This window comes from Methyloprofundus sedimenti, assembly GCF_002072955.1.
GTDB lineage: Bacteria > Pseudomonadota > Gammaproteobacteria > Methylococcales > Methylomonadaceae > Methyloprofundus > Methyloprofundus sedimenti.
In genome coordinates this window covers 802,442-824,010 of the sequence record NZ_LPUF01000001.1, presented here as the reverse complement: position 1 = coordinate 824,010, position 21,569 = coordinate 802,442, and the positions used below count along the sequence as shown (strand labels likewise).

The following is a 21,569-nucleotide window of genomic DNA, read 5'->3' as shown; positions in this document are numbered from 1 at the left end:
TCATCCCGCATCAGCATATCCCGCTCCATACAAGAAGCAATCCAGCCCAGGCAATTTACCCCGGTTTTTTGTAATGCCGCAAATGTTAATTTAGCCTGATTAATACAGCCCAAACGGATGCCCACGACGACAATAACGGGTAAATCCAGTTTTAGAGCTAAATCAGCCAGGGGAACAGGGTCTACTATAGAATTATGGAGAGAAATGACAAGTGAGTAATAGATATGATGTTTATAGGAAAAGTTATCTATATATTTATATCTACAAGTGCAAGCCGAATTTTTTTTGATTATTTAGCAACCAGGAATTCTCTTCAAAGCAAGTGGCGGGCATCTTGCCAGGGGTGTAAAATTGAACTTGGTGGGGGTGTGGCTCACGGGGTCCGTCGTACTTTAGGGTAACGGCTCGAACTTGAAATGCCGCCCCCGCCACTTGCGCCGTCCGAGACGTCTTTATTGGGATGGTGCCGAGTGATTTCATGTGGCTTTTTTTGGGGTCATTTGTGGCTCTACTAAGTAGACGAGACGCAGGATGGTGTTGTATCCACTGTTAACGTTGACCTATGGAGACCGTCATGAACATTCATAATTTAGCCCATTTACAAGTTGCAGTTGATATCGGTAGTCACGAGCATTATGTGGCTATTGGCCTTTCTGAGGGAGGGATTCTGGATGAATTTTCGATTACGCATACACCAGCAGGGTTTCAGTATTTTTTTAGCCGTATTAAGCTGCAAGAGCATTTATACAATCTACCTGTAGACGTTGCTATGGAAGGTTACAATGGCTGGGCTCGACCATTGGATAGCCAGATTCAGAGCCACGGTTATCAGCTTTACAACGTCAACAACCTCAAGCTCGCCCGGTTTAAAGAGATCTTTCCCGCACCCGCAAAATCTGATTTGGTTGATACTCACAAAATGCTTGAGTTGTTTCAACTTCAGGATCACTTGCCGCTCGCTAAAGGTGTTCAGGTCCCGAATTGCGAATTATAGCCTGGTAGAGTGGACAAACAGCTTTACCATTTGCCCATAAACAAGGTGGGCAAAAAACCTGCCCACCCTACCTGGCTGATATGATCATAACCACTTTGCCCCATAAATTCACAAAGGATTCATCAAGTGAAACCTGACTTTTAGCCAGTTGCTGGTTTTTTTAAAATCGCCCTGATTTGCGGTATCAAAGTTTAGCGCGAACCTCCCTGGAAAAGCATTCAGGATCCAGCTTTTCCATATATGACAATACAGCCAATAATGGCATCTCTGTCGACTGACAGAGCGTCTGTATATTTTCATCTAACATCAACATCTCCCGATCAATACAGGAAGCAATCCAGCCATGACACTGCACCCCTGACTGCTGTATAGCTGCAAATGTCAGTTTTGCCTGATTAATACATCCCAGACGGATACCTACAACTACAATAACGGGTAAATCCAGTTTTAAAGCTAAATCAGCCACATCTTCCTGTGCATTCAAAGGCACTAACCACCCGCCTACGCCTTCAACCAGCACAACATCAGCAAGTTTTTCAATTTGCTGATATTTTTCAACAATATTATCCAGATCTATCTCAACACCCGCCTGTTCAGCAGCAATATGCGGTGAAACTGCCAAGGCAAATGCATAAGGATTGACATCTTCATAGGGTAGAATTAGCGATGCTTGCCGTTGTATTAATAGCGCGTCCTCATTTCTTAAACACCCATCAACTTGATCACAGCCCGAAGCAATAGGCTTCATGCCAAGGACAGTTTGACCCTGATTTTTAAAATACTGCATTAAGGAAATTGTGCTCCAGGTTTTACCTATTCCGGTATCTGTTCCAGTTATAAAATAACCCTGGCTCATATGTTCTGTCCTGATCTTGCCTGTACATAAATAATTTCATAGCTTGCCGTAATCTTGCCGTCATCATCTACTGGATAAGCTGCCAGCAAAGACTGTAAATTTCTCTTAGTGGTTAACTGTTTATTACGTGCCTGATTAACATTATGCGCACCGATGCCTTTTAACTCACGCATAAGTTCGATAACGCTTCCATATTTGACCTGATATACACGACTTTCTAACTGCACATCTATGAAGCCTGCTGCCCGCATGAATTGTTTAATTTCCGGCAAACTACAAAAATCATTTACATGCGGATAATCGTCAACTTTCGCCCAAGCCGATTTTAACTCCCACAACGCGCTCTCGCCAAAGGTAGAAAATGCAAACTGACCCTGAGCTCGTAAAACTCGACGCACATCAACAAATAACTGATCTAAACCCTGACACCACTGCAAGACTAAATTAGACACTATCGCATCAATACTAAAACTTGCTATTGGCAGCCGCTCCACATCAGCACACAGTAATGGAACATTATTATCATTTAGCCGTTGCCGGGTTTTAATTAGCATAGGCATTGCTATATCCAAAGCTATAATATTTTTTAAAACCGATCTGTCGCGTAATTGCTGGGTAAAAAAACCAGTCCCACAGCCTACATCGACCACTAAAGCATCATGCGAGAAGGAAAGCTGAGCGATTAATTCACGCCCCACCTGGCGTTGCAGAACAGCCATTGCATCATAACTTTGCGCTGCATTGGCAAAGGATTGTCTGATGTGTCTTTTATCCAGTGCAATTCCTGCCATTAACGATTACTCCGTAACATAAATTCCTGTATAAGAGTCAATAACAGCTTTTGATCAGAGATAAAAGGTATATGTCCCGCTCCGGGAATAACTTTTATATCAATCTGCGCGGATAATAACTGACACTGCTTACCTACAGATACCGGCACCAGGGTATCCAACTCTCCTAAAATCATCCGTACAGGTTTGTTTAAATTGCTTAAAGCGTCTCTTTGATCAATTGTCTGTAACATGCTCAGGCCAGCCATCAAGGCATCAGGATCAGGTAGAGCACATTCTTGCATGGCCCGTTTAATTTGCTTTAAACTGGATTTGACATCTGCCTTCCCCTGCACCTGCAAACTCAAAAATCGCCATAAGGTCTGCATACAGTTGTTTTGTAAATTATTAGCAAACTCTTGAAGAAGCTGGGGAGGCATTCCTGGCCATGACTCTATTTCGATAAAATGCGGGTTATTGGCAATCAGCAGTAAGGATTTAATTCGCTGTGGGTATTTTTCCGCCAGTCGTAATGCAATATTCCCACCCAGTGACCAGCCCACCAATACACTCGCCTTTTCAGGTAGCTGTGTATAGATTGCATCCACGACTGCGTCTAAAGTATAAGGAGCAATACTCGCGCTTCGTCCATGCCCTGGCAAATCCAGGCATACAACCTGATGCTCTGCCGCCAGCAATTGCGCAAAATCTCGCCATACCCCTGTATGCATTGCCCAGCCATGCAGCATGACGATCGGCTCACCATGCCCGTATATTTCCTGATGCAAAGCCGTCATACCGGCAAATACTCTAAGGCACTCAATAGCTGATCAACCTGCTGTTCATTATGTAAGGCAGAAAAGGTAATACGTAAGCGCGCACTTCCCTGAGGTACAGTCGGTGGACGTATCGCACTGACCCAAAATCCTTGTTGAAATAAATAATCACTGGCCTGTACTGCTTGCTGACTGCCACCTAGCATAATAGGCTGAATAGCCGATTCAGAAGGCATTAATGATAAACCTATTTGCCTGACACCTGCCTGAAAACGTTGCACCAGTTTCTTTAGTTTATCTCTACGCCAATTATCTTGCTTAACATAAAGCAAACTTGTTCTAGTTGCAGCGGCAATAGCCGGGGGTAAAGCTGTGGTATAAATATAGGATCTGGCTTTTTGAATGATGCTTTCAATCAGAACGTCAGAACCCGCAACAAATGCGCCGCTGGTACCAAATGCCTTGCCTAATGTACCGACTAACACAGGCACTTGCTGTTGATTTAACTGGCACTGCTCCACCAAACCAGCACCAGTGGCACCTAACACACCAAAGCCATGCGCATCATCTACCATTAAATAAGCAGCCTGTCGCTGTGCCAAGGCAGACAATGCCTGTAAAGGGGCGTAATCACCATCCATACTAAATACCCCATCCGTTACAATCATTGCTTTTTGCCCCGGCGACTGGATATGCATTTTTTGTTGTAAATTGTGCATATCTTTATGCAAGTAGCGTTTAAATCGTGCTCCAGACATTAAACCGCCATCTAATAAAGAAGCATGATTCAGTCTATCCTGATAAATAACATCACCCTTGCCCATCAGCGCCGTTATAACACCCAGATTTGCCATATAACCCGTTGAAAATAATAAGGCACGGTCTCTCCCGGTAAACTCCGCCAGTTCATCTTCTAAAGCATGATGCTCTCGCCCATGCCCGCAAACTAAATGCGCAGAGCCACTACCAACACCATATTGATTAGCTGCTCGCCGGAATGATGCGACGACATCCGGATGACTCGCCAGGCCTAAATAGTCATTACTGCAAAAATTTATAAGCTCTCGACCATCCACCAGTACATTGACACCCCGGACAGAATCAATCACCCGTCTGGAGCGATATAAATTGTTCTGCTTTAATAACTCAAGTGACTCCGCTAGACCACTCGAATCCATCAACATTAGCTTGCGTAGCTCGAACCAGCTGACCGCACACCCAAACGATCAAATAAAGCTAAATCATGATTCGTCATGGGGTTATCAGTCGTTAATAACTTATCGCCATAAAAAATAGAATTTGCGCCTGCAAAAAAACACAGAGCCTGCATTTCATCAGACATATCTGTACGCCCTGCGGACAACCTGACCCGAGAATGCGGCATTAAAATACGTGCGACGGCAATCATACGAATAAACATAAATGGCTCCAGCTTATCGGTCCCCATCAAAGGTGTGCCTTCCACTTGTACCAGCATATTAATCGGCACACTTTCCGGATGCTTAGGTAAATTCGCCAATTCAATTAATAGATTTGCCCGGTCATCATCACTCTCACCCATGCCGACAATACCACCACAGCAGACATTAATACCGGCATCGCGTACTCGTTCTAAAGTATCCAAACGATCCTGATAAGTTCGGGTAGTAATCACTTCTGAATAATAATCTTCTGAAGTATCCAGATTATGATTGTAATAATCCAGACCGCCTTCTTTTAAGGTTTTAGTCTGTTCATCGCTTAGCATCCCCAGAGTCACACAGGTTTCCATACCCAATGCTTTTACACCTTTCACCATTTCTACGACTCGTGCGACATCTTTATCTTTAGGACTACGCCAGGCAGCACCCATACAAAAACGTGAGGCACCGGCTTCCTTTGCCTGTTGTGCCGATTTCAAGACCTCCTCAACGGGCATCAGTGCTTCTGGCGTTAAATCTGAATCATAACGCGCGCTTTGCGGACAATACCCGCAATCTTCCGAGCATGAACCGGTTTTAATACTCAACAGGCTGCTGATTTGCACTTCATTGGGATCAAAATGACTGCGGTGAATGCTTTGCGCCTGAAAAAGCAAGTCATTAAACGGCTGGCTAAATAAAGCTTTCACTTCCTCTAGCTGCCAGTTATGACGTAGTATAGAATTAGCATTAATTGGATGTGATGACATTCTGTTAACCTCCACGGTCAGTATTATTCTAATAAAAATCAGTTACTCACAACATCTAGCACAACTAATTTTTTCAGGATGATCGATTAAGTCAAAACTAATCAACCTAATATAATGAAAATAGTAAACAACTGGTACGATATTATACAATATAGTTTGCTACCGCCTAGCTGTATCTTATGTGGAAATCGAGGCATGCAGCACATGGACCTCTGCCAGTCCTGTTACAACGGGTTAATAAAAGGAGGAAATCATTGTTATTGTTGTGCAAAACCATTTGCAAGCGACAGCCTGAATCTACAATTATGCGGTGAATGCCTGAAGAATCATCCCGCTTTTGATAGAACCTATGCACCTTTTGTGCATAAGGGAGCAATGCGTTACCTGATTAATCGCTGCAAATTTAATGGTGCCTATAAAAATTCTCGTTTACTAGGTCTGCTACTCACAGACTATCTAGCTACAAATGCGGAGCTTCCACAACTCATTATTCCTGTACCACTGCACCCAAAACGTTACCGGCAAAGGGGCTTTAATCAAACTCTGGAAATCGCCAAAATTATTGCGCAAAAATTGTCTATCCCTATTGATAACAACTGTTGTCTACATGTAAAAAACACACCTCATCAAATTTCCTTAACAGCAAAGCAAAGACACAAAAATATTAAAAATGCCTTTAAGATGATAAAAACACCTAAAGCCAGACATATTGCTATTTTGGATGACGTAATGACCACTGGCGCAACAGCTAATGAGTTGGCTAAAACCCTAAAGTCGAGTGGTGTCAGTCAGGTTGATGTCTGGGTTTGTGCGCGTGCCACATAAACGATTAATTACTTCCACCGTTCTGCCTAACGCGCCCTTATTTTGCTCAACAAAAACACGCCCTGCACTCACCAATTGATTTTTCACTTGTGGCTGACTCAGGACAAGCGCCACATTGTTAACAATATCTTCCACATTAAAACATTGCACCGCCCCTTTCGCATCAAGTAACTGCTGGGCTAATAGTTCAGAATTTTTCATGTAGGGTCCAAATAATACCGGCACATCCAGTAATATCGGCTCAAAAATATTATGCCCGCCAATAGGCACCATACTACCCGCAACAAAACTACACTCTGCAACCGCATACATTTGCTTCAGTTCGCCAATAGTATCCACCAAAAATACATCCGTAGATTCCGCACAGGGCTTACTTTCTGTTCGCCTGACAACACTAAGCTTATCTGCCAGGCATAAGCTGGAAATTTCATGCGCTCGTTTTGGCTGACGTGGCACCAAAATTAATAATAGCGATGGAAATTGTTGCTTTAAACGTTGATATGCACTTAAAAAAAGTCCTTCCTCTCCTTGATGAGTACTGCCAACAATAAAAATCAGGCGCCCGGGGAATAAATTATGCTTAATTTGCGCGGCCTGTTCGTTTATAGACGCAGGAATTATCATATCTAACTTAATATTACCTGATACGCTGATTTTTTCTGCGTTTAAACCTATATCACGATAGCGCAATGCATCCACTTCTGTTTGTACAATAACACCTGAAATACCAGCAAAGACTTTTTGCAAGAAAAAACGCAGCTTTCGGTAACCTTTAGCAGATGTTTCGGACAATCTTGCATTAACGATAAAGAGAGGAATCGATTTATTTGCACACTTTGTGAACAAAACCGGCCAGATCTCCGTTTCCATAATCAGCACTAACCGGGGCTGAAAATGATTAAAAAAACGCGACATGACATCAGGCATATCTAGAGGCATATACACATGCTCGACTCTATTGCCCTGCAAAGCCAGAACACGTTGATATCCAGGCTCTGTACTTGTGGTTACTAACACAGGATAAACAGAGTTATCGTGAAAATAATTAATCAAGGCATTGGCGGCTTCAACTTCGCCAACTGATGCCGCATGCAGCCAGATGACTTGCTGAGCATGATTTTTTGCATAAAAGCCTAAAAATTCTTTCCATCGAGCATGGTAATCTTTCTTCTTTAGCCCTCTGACATAATGAAAAATAGACCAAAAAGGTAATAGCAGGTAAAACAAAGCAATATAGAAGTAATACATAGTGTCAATATCCACGCCTAAGCACTGGGCTAATACCTCAAGAAAATAATACAAAAAAAGATGAAGTATATACGAACGATATACTAAAAAACGGGAACAGAGAGCCAGATTTTAATGTTAAAACATGGGCTCATGCATAATCCTAGAAACCGCAATTGACCGCTATAAAACATTATAAGTGACTGAATATTAAATATAATGATCGTAAATGCTTGTCACCTGTCGGGTGACTATATTCCGTTTCACGGTTTTGTGGATAAATCTGAGCACGAAATACGGCGTTACAGCTCTTGCCAAGGGCTACGGCCTGCGGGCTGTGCCTTGTCTTTCACACTCAGATTTCCCACAAAATCCGTGCTCAACTGCGGTTTCCAGGATAATGCTTGATGATATTCAGCAATACCAGCGTGTATTGGCTTGCAAGCACCATATTCTAAAGGGAGCTAGACTTATAAATCGACTTAAATTTAGAACAAAAAAAATCGCTGGAATGGCTAATTACCACACCAGCGAAAATTAATGCTATCAAAACTTAGACTTCTGCAACAACCTGGACTGTTACCGTTTCAGTGACATCGGCATGAAGGTTCACGCTAATTTCATATTCGCCTATAAAACGGATAATTCCTTCAGGTAAACGCACTTCACTCTTATCAACGTCAGTGCCGGCAGCCGTCATTGCATCAGCAATATCCTGCGTACCTACAGAGCCAAACAACTTACCTTCGTCACCGGCTTTATGAGCAATAACAACTTCAATTTTGTTCAATGCATCTGCTCTTTTTTGAGCTTTCGCTAATTTTTCAGCAGCCGCTTTTTCAAGTTCAGCTCTACGCGCTTCAAATTCAGCAATTTTTTCATTTGTCGCCATTACAGCTTTTTTTTGTGGAACCAGATAATTTCTAGCATATCCTGATTTCACACTTACTTTATCACCTAGGTTACCTAGGTTTACAACTTTCTCAAGAAGAAGAACTTCCATCTTTAATTCCTCATAGTTATCGGCATACCGATTTCACAATACTTTTAAGTACTGGATGGGGGGGGATATTTTTTCGTAAATTCAGCCACGTATCACTGATACCAATAATCGCTACCGGTATCACTATATGTGGAACAACAAAAACGCTTATATAAAAGAACGGCAATAAAAAGCGTCTCGCCTTAAAGGTCGATATTAAAGCGTGCGAAATGGCTGTTCCTATAAAGGCATACAACATAAATAAAATAATACCTATGTTCCATGCCAGCTCTGAAACTATTCCGCTGGTTACCGCAGCAATTATAAAAATGATAATCGTCGCCATAGTAAAACGCAACGGCATACTCAGAGACAGATATTCGCGGCCAAAACCACCGGGATTATATAGATTAGCCTGCCACCAGCGTGCCAATAACAAGCCTAGTAATAATCCTGTAACAGATCCTATCGCAATAATGCCGGTCATATATTTGGCCAACATGACAACCGTCTGCTCAATCTGCTCTACGGGCACTTCAGATGCCTGCAACATAGGCTGAATCATTCCATTCAACACTGTCTGCCAATACAGAGCAGGGTCTTCAGCAATTGCATAAAAACCTATAACAAACAACACGCCTAATGCAGAAGCGATTTCAAAAGCCAGCGACAAATGTCGGCCTTCGCGCAATGCAATTGACAGCACCCAGACCGGAAGCCACAAAACAAGCACATAGCCAAAAGCAAATTGGAAGTTACCTATAACCATTAAACCTAATGCTGCAGCAGCAAGACTGGCACTGAATAATACCAACAAGCCTTCATACGCTCCACGGCGCAATGTAATCAATGCTACTGTTGCTGAACTTACAATACTGACAGGTGGCATAAGAAGTGAAAGCAAAGCAAAAGAAGAAGCAACCGCCATCGCCTGCATTCTTCCTTTCATAATAAAATTCGCTAAAAAATTCACTGTGCCAACCTGATGTTAATTATTCGTGTGCGTCACAAAATGGAATCAAGGCAATATAACGCGCACGTTTAATAGCGGTTGTTATTTGTCTTTGATTTTTTGCAGTCGTTCCCGTAATACGGCTAGGAACAATTTTTCCTGTTTCAGTTACGAATTCACCAAGCAGTTCGATATTTTTATAATCGATTGCATTGCTTTCACCTTCCGCACCAAAAGTATAATGCTTTTTGCGTCTCATTTGACGTGCCATAAGCTTAACCTCTATGTATTTTATTAAATGTTATCAGAATCAGAATCAGTATCAGCATCTTCTGCTTTTGCTGCTTCTGCTTCAGGCTCTGCAACAGCTTCTTCAGTTTGCACTTCAGGCGCTACTCTCTCTGCCTTAACTTCTTCTACAGATGCTGATGCAATAACCGATGCTCCAGTAACCGCATTTGCCATCAATAAAGTCATGCTACGCAGCACCGCATCATTAAAACGGAAGCTACTTTCCAACTCAGCAAGAGTTGCTTGATCACATTCGATATTCATCAATACATAATGTGCTTTTTGCAGCTTTTTAATTGGATAGGCTAGATGTCTACGCCCCCAATCTTCCAAGCGATGAATAGATCCTGATGCACCCTCAATAGATGCACGATAACGATCTATCATTGCCGGCACTTGAGCGCTTTGATCAGGATGAACTAAAAAGACAATTTCATAATGTCGCATAATTTTCCTTTCGGGTTAAAGCCTTCTATCATTTAAAATAGATAGTAAGACAAGGAGGGTTCTGACGCCCCATTAAAGAACCGAGCATTATATTTTATATTTACTTATATTGCAAAAAAGTTGATTTAAGACTTACCTGCAAATAACGGGCTTATTTCCGGCAGTGTCATTCAGCTTACCCTAAGAAACATCAAAAACTTGAAAAGTTTTGCAGCATTTATTTCCTGTATTTTATTGCGATAACTTCGATGACAAAAAAACACCCCCCGTTTAATGCTCATCCTCTTATTAAACAATCATTTGCCTCTTCGTCCTTCACACATTTTATGTCTTGCTTAATAATAAAAACGAATTTAAAACTGAATAAATGTCAGCCAATTAGGCTTCATCAGTGAACATAAAAAATAAACTGGCTAAATAAGCTATTATCACAAAATATCTAAACTATTTTAGCAGCACGCAATCAGGTAAAATATATAAACAATCACCGTTATAATAAATCATGAAAAAAATCGAACTACTTTCCCCTGCTGGCACTTTAAAAAATATGCGTTATGCTTTCGCTTACGGTGCAGATGCTGTTTACGCAGGGCAACCGCGTTATAGCCTACGGGTACGTAACAATGACTTTCTTGACGAAAATCTCGCAAAAGGCATAGCCGAGGCACATGCTTTAGGGAAAAAATTTTTCCTGGCAACCAATGTAATTCCCCATAATACCAAGGTTAAAACATTTATCCAGGATATTGCACCTATTGTTGCCATGCAACCTGACGCACTCATTATGGCCGACCCGGGATTAATCATGATGGCCCGTGAACACTGGCCTGACATGCCGATACATTTATCCGTACAAGCCAATACAGTCAATTTTGCGAGCGTTAAATTCTGGCAAACAATGGGGGTTGAACGCATTATTTTATCGCGCGAGTTGTCACTTGATGAAATTGCCGAAATCCGTCAGGAATGCCCCGATATGGAGCTGGAAGTTTTTGTCCACGGTGCACTCTGCATTGCCTATTCCGGACGTTGTTTATTATCAGGTTATTTTAATCATCGCGACCCTAATCAAGGCACTTGCACCAATTCATGTCGATGGAAATATGACACCAAACCAGCCCATGAAAATGCAGAAGGTGATTTTGTTCTGGATGGCAGCGCCATCTCTATGAACGACTTAAATGCCAGCACCGCCAACTGTGGCGGTGCTGAGCGCCATCCGCTTGCTGATGAAGTCTACTTTCTCGAAGAAGAAGGTCGCCCGGGAGAACTTTTACCCGTCATGGAAGATGAGCACGGCACCTATATCATGAACTCCAAAGATTTACGCGCTATTGAACACGTGCATCGTCTGGTAGAAATAGGTGTCGATAGCCTAAAAATCGAAGGTCGCACCAAATCGCATTATTATGTTGCAAGAACAGCGCAAACCTATAAGCAGGCGATAAACGATGCCTTGGCAGGTAGAGATTTTCAACCCGAACTGATTGGTATATTAGAAAACCTTGCCAATCGTGGCTATACCGATGGCTTTTATCAACGCCACCACACCCACGAACATCAAAACTATATATCGGGCTACTCTAAAAGCCATCAGCAACAATTTTGCGGTGAAATCAGGGCTTACGATGAAAACACGGGACTCGCTGAAATTCTGGTAAAAAATAAGTTCTCAGTTGGTGACAAACTGGAGTTTATACACCCAGATGGAAATCATGATATTATCGTCAAACGCATGGAAGATATGTATGGACATGAAATGCAGGTAGCATCAGGCGGCGGCTATGAAGTTAAAATTCCCATCCCCGCGTTCCAGAATAAACTGGGCTTATTAGCCCGTTATTTTTAATGAGGCAAGAATTATGAAAGCTAATGTTGGTGGACTCGATAAAAAAATTAGAATTGCTGCAGGCATCATTATTATTGCAGCGGGGGCATATTTTCAATCCTGGTGGGGTGCCATTGGCATTATTCCCATAGCAACAGGCTTGATTAACTGGTGTCCAGCTTATCTACCTTTAGGCATATCAACCTGTAAAACAAGTGACACAGAATAAACAACATCACAAGGCATAGAAGCTTGATTCTATGCCTTACTATCCCAATATTATTGCATGACATTCACAACTGCCGACCTTTGCGACAAGCATTCATCAGCTGCCGACTTTCAAATAGCTGAACCCATTTTCAAAGCTTTTGGCTCAACGCGCTGTTTTTCTGGACAAATCAGCACCGTTAAAGTATTTGAAGACAATGTTTTAATACGTGAATTATTAGAAAAAAAAGTTAGCCATCGCATTTTAGTCATTGACGGAGGAGGCTCTCTCCACTGTGCTCTACTTGGCGAAAACCTGGCAAATACTGCTTACCAAAATGGCTGGCAGGGCATTATTATTTACGGCTGCATCCGCGACTCTGATGTGATTAACCAGCTGCCCATTGGCATTCGCGCGTTACACACGTACCCATTAAAAAGCCATAAAAAAGGGCCTGGAGAACGTGATAATACCTGTGTGTTTGCCGGCGTTCATTTTAAAACCGATCATTATCTCTATGCAGATAACGACGGCATTATTGTTTCCCAAAATCCATTAACTTAAAAAAACCATGAAAATTGAACTTGCTAACCCTAGAGGTTTTTGTGCTGGCGTAGACCGCGCAATTGAAATCGTTGACCGTGCTCTCGAAGCTTTTGGCGCTCCAATTTATGTCCGTCATGAAGTCGTACATAACCGAACCGTAGTTGACGGTCTCAGAGAAAAAGGCGCTATTTTTATAGAAGAATTATCCGATGTCCCTGAAGGCTCTTATCTGATATTTAGTGCACACGGTGTGTCCAAAAAAGTACAGCAAGAAGCTGTAGAAAGAAACCTTACCGTCTTCGACGCAACCTGCCCTCTGGTTACAAAAGTTCATATTCAGGTTGCTAAACATGCTAAAGCGGATAGAGAGGTTTTCCTGATTGGACATGCAGGCCACCCTGAAGTAGAAGGCACAATGGGGCAATATGAAAAGTGCACTGAGAATGGCGCTATATACCTGGTTGAAACACCCGAGGATGTCAAAACTGTCAAAGTTAATAACCCGAAAAATCTAGCCTACGTAACTCAAACCACCTTATCAATGACTGATACCAGCATCATGGTCGATGCACTGCACGAACACTTCCCGCATATTCAAGAGCAAAAGAAAGATGATATATGCTATGCCACGCAAAACCGTCAGGATGCTGTTCACGACCTTGCTGAAACAGCTGATATTATTCTGGTTGTGGGCTCAACTAACAGCTCTAACTCAAACCGTTTACGGGAAATTGCAGAGCAACTAGGGAAGTCAGCTTACTTGATTGATACTGCAAGTGACATGCATAAAGACTGGTTCACTGGTATTGATGTTGTCGGTGTAACGGCAGGCGCATCCGCTCCTGAAGTACTTGTACAGGAAGTTATTAAACAATTACAGGAATGGGGCGGCGAAACAGTCACTGAGATTAAAGGCATTGAAGAAAAAGTTGTTTTTACATTACCTAGAGAATTACAACTACATATGCAACAACGCTGATCAAACTGACTGACAGGCTATCAGGCTGGTTAATATTTATGTGGACAAGAAAAATCTGTCCACTCTCCCAGGAGTCTGTCAGATTAAATCATAAATTAAGATGTTTCTGTCACATTTGAGATTTTAAAAAAAATGTAAATTTGATAAGTCATTTCCTGTTAATTAGCTATATGTGTGAATGTACTATTCTTTATCTGTTTTGGGCACTAAATCGATGCAGGCGTATTAAATTGTATAAAGAGGTAGAACCGGCTTTAGCCTGCTTAAACTACTAAGCTCGTTTAACAGCGGAACAAATTCCACTCTACTGTTTTATAAACATTATGGAAATATAAATATGACGACTGATAACTTAAACAATAAAGCAACATCTGAACAAGAAATTATCGAGATAGTTGCCAAGCAACATGATTATTTCAAATCAGGTGCAACCAAAAGTTATCAGAGCCGCAGTGATAATCTGCAAAAACTTAAAGCTGCGTTGATCAAATACGAAACTGAAATGCATGTCGCCTTAAAACAGGATTTGGGCAAGCCAGAGTTTGAATCCTATCTATCTGAAACGGGGTTTACACTTCATGATTTATCAACAACACTGAGTAAACTCAAAAGCTGGATGAAGCCAAAGTGGCGCATGACTGCGCTGCTGACCCAGCCGGGCTCCAGCCGTATTTATTATTCTCCGTTGGGTGTTAATCTGATTATCGCACCGTATAACTATCCAGTAATGCTGACTTTTGCGCCCTTGATTGCTGCCATGGCAGCAGGCAATACCGCTGTCATAAAAACATCGGAGATGACACCTGCCTGCAGTGCGATTATTCGCAAAATTATCAGTGAAACCTTTGCCCCGGAATATATTGCTTATATCCAAGGTGAAGTCAACGAAACTACGATTTTACTGCAACAAAAATTTGAGCATATCTTTTTTACCGGTAGTCCTCGAGTCGGTTCTATTGTTATGAGTGCTGCGGCTAAAAATTTAACGCCTGTTACTCTGGAGTTAGGCGGAAAAAGCCCGTGTATCGTCCATGATGACGCCAAGCTGGATATTGCTGTTAATCGTATAGTGAGTAGTAAATTTCTGAATGCAGCGCAAACCTGTGTCGCACCGGATTATGTTTTAGTGCATAAATCACTAAAAGAAACGTTTCTAAACAAGATTAAAGCGCGCATTATCAAAGTCTATGGTAAAGATGCCAGTACCAGCCCTGATTTTGCACGTATCGTCAGTGACAACCATTTTCAGCGTATTTGCGGCCTAATTGATCAAAAAAAAGTGATAGTTGGCGGACAAAGCAATGCAGCAACTCGCTATATTGCGCCTACGGTGATGCGTGATGTAACTTTAGCTGACAAAGTGATGTCCGATGAGATATTTGGCCCGGTTTTACCGGTATTGGAGTATGAAACGCTGGATGAAGTTTATAACATTGTAGATCAATTACCACATCATCCACTGGCCTGTTATTTATTTAGTGAAAGCAAGGCAGTTCAGCAGGAAATCATTAACACTATTCAGTCTGGAGGAGCCTGCATTAACAACTGCATTTTCCATGCAGGTAATCATCATTTGCCATTTGGCGGTGTCGGTGAAAGTGGCATGGGGGCTTACCATGGTTTTGATGGTTTTGAATGTTTCTCACATAAAAAAGGTGTACTTAAGAGCGCTAGCTGGATGGATAATCCCTTAACTTATGCGCCGTATGGTAATAAAATAAATCTGCTGCGTAAGTTTCTGAAGTGATTCTTCGTTTATAGGTTCTGTGTCACGGAATGCAACAACAGGCCAGTCACTCGGGTATAATTTAAAAGACAAGAGCGGCCACTTATTTGTCAACTAAATTTAGAGAGTAACTATGGGTTTGCTCAGACATTTCTTGAGGTTCAGACAACCTGATCTCACGGAAAATAACTTGATACCCTGCAAGCTTAATGTAGGTTGGCGCTGAGGCACGAAGCCCAACAAATTCGGCGAAATATCCTGTTGGGCTTCGCTAGCTCAGCACCAACCTACGCATTCAAGTCTCACCTTGGCATCTTAAAAAGTCAGTAAGATTTTGATTTATATAGAATAAGGTCAGGTATCCTGAATTTGAATACGCACTAATGAATCATCAAACGCCAACACTTCGCCAATAGTATAAAACTGCTGATGGAAGCTTTTATCAAGTTCAATATAGGTCTTAGCGGGTATGCCAGCCAGCAATCCACCCGAGGTCTGCGGATCAAAAAGCAGATTGAAACGGGATTGCTGAGTGATCGCGTCTGGCCATTGCATTGCCGCAAAAGTCTTTAGATTTTGCGCGTAAAGACTGCTTTTAATATTTTTTCGGGCTAGCGCTTCGGCACCTGGCAAGCATGGAATGGCATTTAAATTCAGGCTGGCGGAACAAGCCGATGCCAGACACAGTTCATGCAAATGCCCTAACAGCCCGAAGCCTGTTACATCGGTACATGCCTTGACATTAAGTTTGCTCAGAACCCTTGCTGCCTGGTCATTTGCTTGCAACATAGAGTGTATGGCCTGATTAAAAATCACTCCATCACATTTATCCTGCATTGCAGCGGCCAGTATCACTCCTGTTCCCAAGGGTTTGGAGATAACCAGCTTATCACCGGGATTTAAACCTTGTTTATTAAATAAAGGTTTATCCTGCAGAATACCATTAACCACTAAGCCCACTGAAAGCTCGCTTGCCTCTGAAGTATGCCCGCCCACAAAACGACATTGCAGGGTTTCAAGTTGTAAGGAAATTCCCTGCAATAGCGCCTTTAATTGCCTTTTTTGTATAGATTGACCGGCATAAGGCAGGGTAATGAGTAGCTGTGCTGACTCCGGTTTCAGGTTCATTGCATACAGATCACTCAGCGCATGGTTAACCGCAATCCGCCCAAACAACCAGGGGTCGTCAATACACGCATTCAGGGCATCAACGCTTTGATAAATAATCTCGGCATTGTTACTAATGCGCACCGCATCCTGGGGCTGATAGTAACCGATACCCAGCACATCGTTAAGCACTTGCTGTAACACACTCGCACTCACTTTTGCTCCACAGCCAGTGCAGCGCTTTAACGGATCATGTTGCTCTGTTTTTTCTGCATCTGCTATGAGCGCCGGATTAATCATCGTTGCGGAAGCCATCGGCAACACGGGTAATTGATGAAACTGATGCATAAATTTATTATCAATCGAACTTTTCCAGCGCCAGACCCAATCGCCAGAGAAACTAAACAATGATTTTGAGCCGGTTGCTCGCTTTTCACCCAGAGCCAATAAGCTCAAAAAACCATCCTGTGGTCGATATTCAAGCAATGATTTATCGAGCAACACCGCACGCAGATTATGAAATAAAGTATCTGCCTGTCTTACTGCATACACGCCAGCTTTCGGCCTGGGATTTGCAACCATATTAGCAATATCACCGGCCGCAAAAATATGCTCGTAGCTTAAAGATTGCAAGGTTTGCCTGACTTTCATAAACCCCGCATCATCACACTCAATTTGGCTTTGTTGTAACCATGTTGAACCTGCCGCCTGAGTACACCATATAATTTCATCAGCTACGATCGAATCGGCATTCTGGCAATAAATAGTATTTTGACCAAGCCTGGCAACCCGGGTCGAGCTATGAATTTCAATATGATATTTTTTAAGCTGTTGTTTTACTCGCTTTATGACTGTGCGGTTATAGCCGGGCAATATATCATCAGCGGCTGTTATCAGATGATACTGTATAGATGTATTAAACTGTTTGAGTTTAAAAGCGATAGCCATAATAACTTCAACGCTGCCGGCGCCACCGCCAACAACCGCCAGCGATCTAATTTTTTGTTGTTGAGCGTGTTTCTGAATTTGATTCCAGCGCTGATAAAATTCACTGATAGGCTTAACCGGTGTCGTGTATTCAGCAGAGCCTTCAATGCTTTGATTCGGTGTTGAACCGATATCAATAGAAACCACGTCGAACTCTGTAGCAGGACGGTTCTTCAATTCTAAAGTATTGCTTGCAGCATCAATTGCCGTCACGCTGTCTTGAATAAAGCGAATATTAGCCCACAATGACAATTTCACCAGATCGATATGCGTTTGTTCGAAACTATAATGCCCCGCAATCAATCCAGGTAGCATCCCTGAATAAGGCGTCAAAGCCTGAGGGCTGATTAAGGTAATGCGCACACCCGGCAACGGATTCATCGCCCACTTGCGTAACACAAGTGCATGGGTATGACCGCCTCCGACTAATACAAGATCTTTAAATATCGGCACCAGGTTCATTATGTCATCGTCTTTAAGTGATCATCAGCCCAGGCCAGAATTTCTGACTCGGCCCCACGAAATAAAAGCTCACGCTGTTTATTTTTTAACTGATACAGGTACATAGGATCATAGTATTTCTGCAGTAACAAACGGATACCTGCGTCAAATAGTTCTGTTTTACCCGTTGCAAATAAATGCTCCAAAGCCAGCGTAAAAGAGGCATTTATGTTTTGGTAAAGAACGCCTCCCAGACGTTTTTTTATACGCGCCAGCCCCCCCAGCATAAAAGAGGAAAACTTTTCATCCGCCGCATCTTGAAATTGATGCTGATAAAGCGGCCAACTGCTTGTAAAGTAATCCTCACGGATAATTGCTACACGCTGCTCCAGCTCGCGTTCAAGGAATATATAGGGTGCTTGTTCCATTTTCTGGTGGATACAATCCGGCAAAATATTGCGCCCTATACGTTTACTTTCATCTTCCAGTAATAATCCTGACTGTGGATAGTGATGTCGATGCTTGAGGCAATCAATTGATAATTGATTTTCCCAGTTTATCTGAGTAGGCTGAAAATCATTCACATCACTACCAAAAGCAGAGCCCCGATGATTAGCCAGTGCCTCCAGATCAACATGATGACTGGTTTTCTTTAAGACATGTGTTTTTCCTGAACCGGTAAATCCACTTAAAATCACCAATGGAATCTGTTCTGAACTGACTTCCATTTGCTGCAACAAATAAGTGCGCATGGCTTTATAGCCGCCTTTAATAAGCGGGTAGTCAATCCCCTGCTCTTTCAACCAGGCTTGTGTCGTGCGTGAACGCAAACCACCACGGAAACAATACAGAAAACCCTCTGGATGAGCATTTACAAACCGTTTCCATTGCTCCAGTCTTTGTTCACGAATTTCAGCAGTGACCAGCTGTAAACCTAAAGCAATCGCAGCATCCTGACCATCCTGCTTATAACAAGTACCTACGGCTTCGCGCTGCTGATCATCAAGAATGGGAATATTCTGGCTATTTGGAAAAGCCCCTTTATTAAATTCAACAGGTGCCCGGACATCCATTAAGGGTATGTCTTGTAAAAAAAGCCTTAGGTAATCATTTGCATCTTGCCTGATCATTATACGCCGTCTCAATATTGATTAATTTCGGAAATAACGGAGGTGTATGTTTTTAACCGATAGAATATTAGCTTTTTATTATAGCTGATACTTGTACATCATCAGGTCGATTTTTATAACAATTTAAATATGCTCAGTAAAGAAAGGGTAAAATGAAAGAACATACATTATCAGAATGAGGTAAAAAAATGAGTTTTAAAGCAAATATAATAAAAATAGCCATAAAACTGACCCCCAATAGCGTCGTTAAATTGATAGCAAATATCGTTCTTAAAGACATAGCAGCATTAACAGGTTTTAATTTTGACCTTGAAACGCGACAGGTATATGTACAAATACAACTCGTTGGTGAATCAGAAACGATTGATGTCTGGCTGGAAGACTTTGCCATTATTACCGAAGAGGGGGCCTACAAATTTGTCATTCAACAAGCCACATCGAACCGCATCTGGCTGGGTAATATTCTTTCCCGTATTGCAAAAAAAGAATGGGAAATTCCTGTCCCGGCACACATGTCATCTCACGTAGAGCTTATCGCCGAACTTCTCAAAGCTGAAAGACCAGAACAGGAAGATGCTTAATCTAAAGCGCTAATTTAACACAGTCAGTTCTGCCTTGTTTAGAGTACTGACTTAAAGCTATTGCTACATATTTGTCGATCAAAAATCAGGAAATAACGCTTGTAACAAGTGATACCAACCAGGCTTTGCTTATTTTATTGTCAAATTTGATCACAATAAAATCGCAAATTGAAATGCTGCTATCAATTTATTACAGTCAGTCAGATTGGCATGTGATTCCCTTGTCATTTGCAAATCAGCAATAGTGACCGGTGTGTACCAAAAGCATTATATGAAATGTAAATAAGTATCATATAAATAGCAGCTAATTTCTTACGCCGATAACAAGCGGTTTATAGCAAAGATTTGATTATAAAAAGGGCACCTTTATAAAACTCGAAGAAGAAAGTTTTTACAGTAAAATAAAGCCGCCCCAAACACATAACATCACCCCTGCTGTTTTACTGAGGAGTTGTTCATTGGCAGGCAAGCTCTTTTCCAGCAGAATAAATAAAGTGATGAGTACCATCGCCGTTATGTTCATAACACCAACAGCAAACATAATCAACATTTGGGCCCAACAACATCCCAAACAGGTACCGCCATGAATAAGCCCCATATTAAAAGCGCCCTGTCTGCCATTCTGCCAGGAATTTAACAAAAAACTGAAGGGTGAGCGGCAGTGCTGCAAGCAGGCATTCTTCAATGCTGTAAACTGATAGATGCCTGCCATAATCAAGATACCGGCGGCTAAAAACGCATTGCTGTTTTCCATCATGGCGGAAAGCCATTGCAATCCGTGTAACTGCCATTGCAATGCGGTTAATAGCACACTGAATACCAGCCAGACCAGTAGATAAGCGAGACTAAAAAGAATGCTGAAAGGCGCGTCATTTCCATAACGTTGCTGACAGCTTTTACTATATGCTTTAATCATCGGCACAGCAGAAGGTAGCATCATAGCCGCCATCATGGCTGCCCACATCGTATAGACAACCGCAAAATCAGTGAGTTGCCATTGCCAGGCCGATTCGGGCGGCATCCACATTTCCGACATAGACAAAGTATTCATTTGCCAATATTGATATACCAGAAAGCCCCATGCGGTGAGAGTAATAACAATAAGTAGAATAAGGATTTTCGGCACAGGCAATAAGTTAAGGCTGATAAGTAAAGGCTGAGTAGTAACCGTTACGATCACTGAACTGCCAGTCTTTATCAAAATCCTGATACTGATACTGATTGGATTTGGCAACGATTGAAGGATGACTACTGACAACACATAACGGTGGATTGCTAATAGTCGACTCGCTCCCTGTGATACCTTGAATGCTTTCTATTTCTGCCTGGGCAATGCCAGGAATGGACATCCTGCGTTTTTTGCCATCTTCCTGATAATCAATTTTAACTTTTTTGATGCCTAAGACTTCAGTAACAAAACTCATCAAAATGGCTAAATGCCCTCCGTGTTGGCCACTAAAAATTTGGGTAATGGCATCAACCTGAGCATCATCCGCTTGATCATCTATATATAAAGCCGCTTGCCAGTTACCGTCCTTCATATTGCCCGGTGCATAACAGGCCAGTGCGACATTAAGGTTGTCCAGAGCTTTGTTTTCAAGGTGACCTGTATCTATATGCCAGGCGACCAATAATTTACAGTCACCTTCTGAAGGATCTTGTAACCAAATGCAAGGACAAGCCGTTTCACAGTTACAAGTTTCAAAATAACTGCCTTGTAATTTCCAATCATTTTTTTCAGTCATT

At 42.1% G+C, this 21,569-nt stretch carries 22 protein-coding genes and 1 pseudogene; 8 read left to right on the top strand and 15 right to left on the bottom strand.

Annotated elements, in window-relative coordinates; genetic code table 11:
- Positions 1 to 11: 11 nt before the first annotated feature.
- Positions 12 to 125 (bottom strand): annotated as a pseudogene (locus AU255_RS21285) (dethiobiotin synthase); the annotation flags it as partial.
- A 449-nt stretch (positions 126 to 574) separates the two neighbouring features.
- On the opposite strand from AU255_RS21285, the gene AU255_RS03585 reads away from it, so the two are divergent.
- Positions 575 to 994 (top strand): IS110 family transposase, encoded by a 420-nt coding sequence (locus AU255_RS03585; protein ID WP_158083041.1) that lies wholly within the window; start codon positions 575 to 577, stop codon positions 992 to 994.
- Positions 995 to 1,178: 184 nt separating this feature from the next.
- On the opposite strand, the gene bioD is transcribed toward AU255_RS03585, so the two are convergent.
- Genes bioD through bioB form a run of 5 tightly spaced genes read right to left on the bottom strand, consistent with a single transcriptional unit; the run spans position 1,179 to position 5,566 of the window.
- Complete coding sequence (gene bioD, locus AU255_RS03580) at positions 1,179 to 1,850, bottom strand: dethiobiotin synthase (RefSeq protein WP_080521600.1); 672 nt, start codon at positions 1,848 to 1,850, stop codon at positions 1,179 to 1,181.
- On the bottom strand, positions 1,847 to 2,641 hold the full coding sequence (bioC, locus tag AU255_RS03575) for a malonyl-ACP O-methyltransferase BioC (protein WP_080521599.1): 795 nt from the start codon (positions 2,639 to 2,641) through the stop codon (positions 1,847 to 1,849). Before bioC ends, bioD begins: the two co-directional genes overlap by 4 nt.
- Complete coding sequence (bioH, locus tag AU255_RS03570) at positions 2,641 to 3,417, bottom strand: pimeloyl-ACP methyl ester esterase BioH (RefSeq protein WP_080521598.1); 777 nt, start codon at positions 3,415 to 3,417, stop codon at positions 2,641 to 2,643. The genes bioC and bioH overlap by 1 nt, the downstream gene beginning before the upstream one ends.
- Entirely contained in the window at positions 3,414 to 4,574 is a 1,161-nt protein-coding gene (gene bioF / locus AU255_RS03565) for an 8-amino-7-oxononanoate synthase (protein WP_408606469.1), read from the bottom strand. Before bioF ends, bioH begins: the two co-directional genes overlap by 4 nt.
- Before the next feature lie 5 nt (positions 4,575 to 4,579).
- Complete coding sequence (bioB, locus tag AU255_RS03560; RefSeq protein WP_080521596.1) at positions 4,580 to 5,566, bottom strand: biotin synthase BioB; 987 nt, start codon at positions 5,564 to 5,566, stop codon at positions 4,580 to 4,582.
- 114 nt (positions 5,567 to 5,680) lie between these two features.
- On the opposite strand from bioB, the gene AU255_RS03555 reads away from it, so the two are divergent.
- Positions 5,681 to 6,391 carry a ComF family protein gene (locus AU255_RS03555; RefSeq protein WP_080521595.1) on the top strand — a complete coding sequence of 237 codons (711 nt, stop codon included), beginning with the start codon at positions 5,681 to 5,683 and terminating at the stop codon, positions 6,389 to 6,391.
- On the opposite strand, the gene AU255_RS03550 is transcribed toward AU255_RS03555, so the two are convergent.
- The 5 genes from AU255_RS03550 to rpsF form a co-directional block, all read right to left on the bottom strand.
- Complete coding sequence (locus tag AU255_RS03550) at positions 6,335 to 7,639, bottom strand: 3-deoxy-D-manno-octulosonic acid transferase (protein WP_080521594.1); 1,305 nt, start codon at positions 7,637 to 7,639, stop codon at positions 6,335 to 6,337. The two genes, AU255_RS03555 and AU255_RS03550, sit on opposite strands and share 57 nt — an antisense overlap.
- Positions 7,640 to 8,171: 532 nt before the next feature.
- Positions 8,172 to 8,621 carry a 50S ribosomal protein L9 gene (gene rplI / locus AU255_RS03545; protein WP_080521593.1) on the bottom strand — a complete coding sequence of 150 codons (450 nt, stop codon included), beginning with the start codon at positions 8,619 to 8,621 and terminating at the stop codon, positions 8,172 to 8,174.
- 16 nt (positions 8,622 to 8,637) lie between these two features.
- Positions 8,638 to 9,573 (bottom strand): YybS family protein, encoded by a 936-nt coding sequence (locus AU255_RS03540; protein WP_080521592.1) that lies wholly within the window; start codon positions 9,571 to 9,573, stop codon positions 8,638 to 8,640.
- A gap of 19 nt (positions 9,574 to 9,592) precedes the next feature.
- The gene (gene rpsR, locus AU255_RS03535) at positions 9,593 to 9,823 is read right to left on the bottom strand and encodes a 30S ribosomal protein S18 (protein WP_080521591.1); all 231 of its coding nucleotides are present in this window, start codon (positions 9,821 to 9,823) and stop codon (positions 9,593 to 9,595) included.
- A 23-nt stretch (positions 9,824 to 9,846) separates the two neighbouring features.
- Entirely contained in the window at positions 9,847 to 10,290 is a 444-nt protein-coding gene (gene rpsF / locus AU255_RS03530) for a 30S ribosomal protein S6 (protein ID WP_080521590.1), read from the bottom strand.
- 502 nt (positions 10,291 to 10,792) lie between these two features.
- Here rpsF and trhP point away from each other — a divergent pair.
- From trhP to AU255_RS03505, 5 genes are all read left to right on the top strand, one after another.
- On the top strand, positions 10,793 to 12,139 hold the full coding sequence (trhP, locus tag AU255_RS03525) for a prephenate-dependent tRNA uridine(34) hydroxylase TrhP (protein WP_080521589.1): 1,347 nt from the start codon (positions 10,793 to 10,795) through the stop codon (positions 12,137 to 12,139).
- Between the two features lie 13 nt (positions 12,140 to 12,152).
- Positions 12,153 to 12,347, top strand: a complete 195-nt coding sequence (locus AU255_RS03520; RefSeq protein WP_080521588.1) for a YgaP family membrane protein — start codon at positions 12,153 to 12,155, stop codon at positions 12,345 to 12,347.
- 57 nt (positions 12,348 to 12,404) lie between these two features.
- Positions 12,405 to 12,890, top strand: a complete 486-nt coding sequence (rraA, locus tag AU255_RS03515; protein WP_080521587.1) for a ribonuclease E activity regulator RraA — start codon at positions 12,405 to 12,407, stop codon at positions 12,888 to 12,890.
- Positions 12,891 to 12,897: 7 nt separating this feature from the next.
- Positions 12,898 to 13,851, top strand: coding sequence for a 4-hydroxy-3-methylbut-2-enyl diphosphate reductase (gene ispH, locus AU255_RS03510; protein ID WP_080521586.1), 954 nt, complete (start codon positions 12,898 to 12,900; stop codon positions 13,849 to 13,851).
- 337 nt (positions 13,852 to 14,188) lie between these two features.
- Positions 14,189 to 15,598, top strand: coding sequence for an aldehyde dehydrogenase (locus AU255_RS03505; protein ID WP_080521585.1), 1,410 nt, complete (start codon positions 14,189 to 14,191; stop codon positions 15,596 to 15,598).
- A 333-nt stretch (positions 15,599 to 15,931) separates the two neighbouring features.
- Here AU255_RS03505 and selD read toward each other — a convergent pair whose 3' ends face one another.
- The gene (selD, locus tag AU255_RS03500) at positions 15,932 to 18,133 is read right to left on the bottom strand and encodes a selenide, water dikinase SelD (protein ID WP_080521584.1); all 2,202 of its coding nucleotides are present in this window, start codon (positions 18,131 to 18,133) and stop codon (positions 15,932 to 15,934) included.
- Complete coding sequence (gene mnmH / locus AU255_RS03495) at positions 18,133 to 19,242, bottom strand: tRNA 2-selenouridine(34) synthase MnmH (protein ID WP_080521583.1); 1,110 nt, start codon at positions 19,240 to 19,242, stop codon at positions 18,133 to 18,135. The genes selD and mnmH overlap by 1 nt, the downstream gene beginning before the upstream one ends.
- 188 nt (positions 19,243 to 19,430) lie before the next feature.
- On the opposite strand from mnmH, the gene AU255_RS03490 reads away from it, so the two are divergent.
- On the top strand, positions 19,431 to 19,823 hold the full coding sequence (locus tag AU255_RS03490) for a hypothetical protein (RefSeq protein WP_080521582.1): 393 nt from the start codon (positions 19,431 to 19,433) through the stop codon (positions 19,821 to 19,823).
- Between the two features lie 391 nt (positions 19,824 to 20,214).
- Here AU255_RS03490 and AU255_RS03485 read toward each other — a convergent pair whose 3' ends face one another.
- Together AU255_RS03485 and AU255_RS03480 are read right to left on the bottom strand one after the other, a co-directional pair.
- Positions 20,215 to 20,949: a DUF2182 domain-containing protein gene (locus AU255_RS03485; protein WP_233144541.1), complete on the bottom strand. Its 735-nt coding sequence runs from the start codon at positions 20,947 to 20,949 to the stop codon at positions 20,215 to 20,217.
- Between the two features lie 10 nt (positions 20,950 to 20,959).
- Positions 20,960 to 21,568, bottom strand: coding sequence for a DUF1326 domain-containing protein (locus AU255_RS03480; protein ID WP_080521580.1), 609 nt, complete (start codon positions 21,566 to 21,568; stop codon positions 20,960 to 20,962).
- Position 21,569 lies beyond the last annotated feature (1 nt).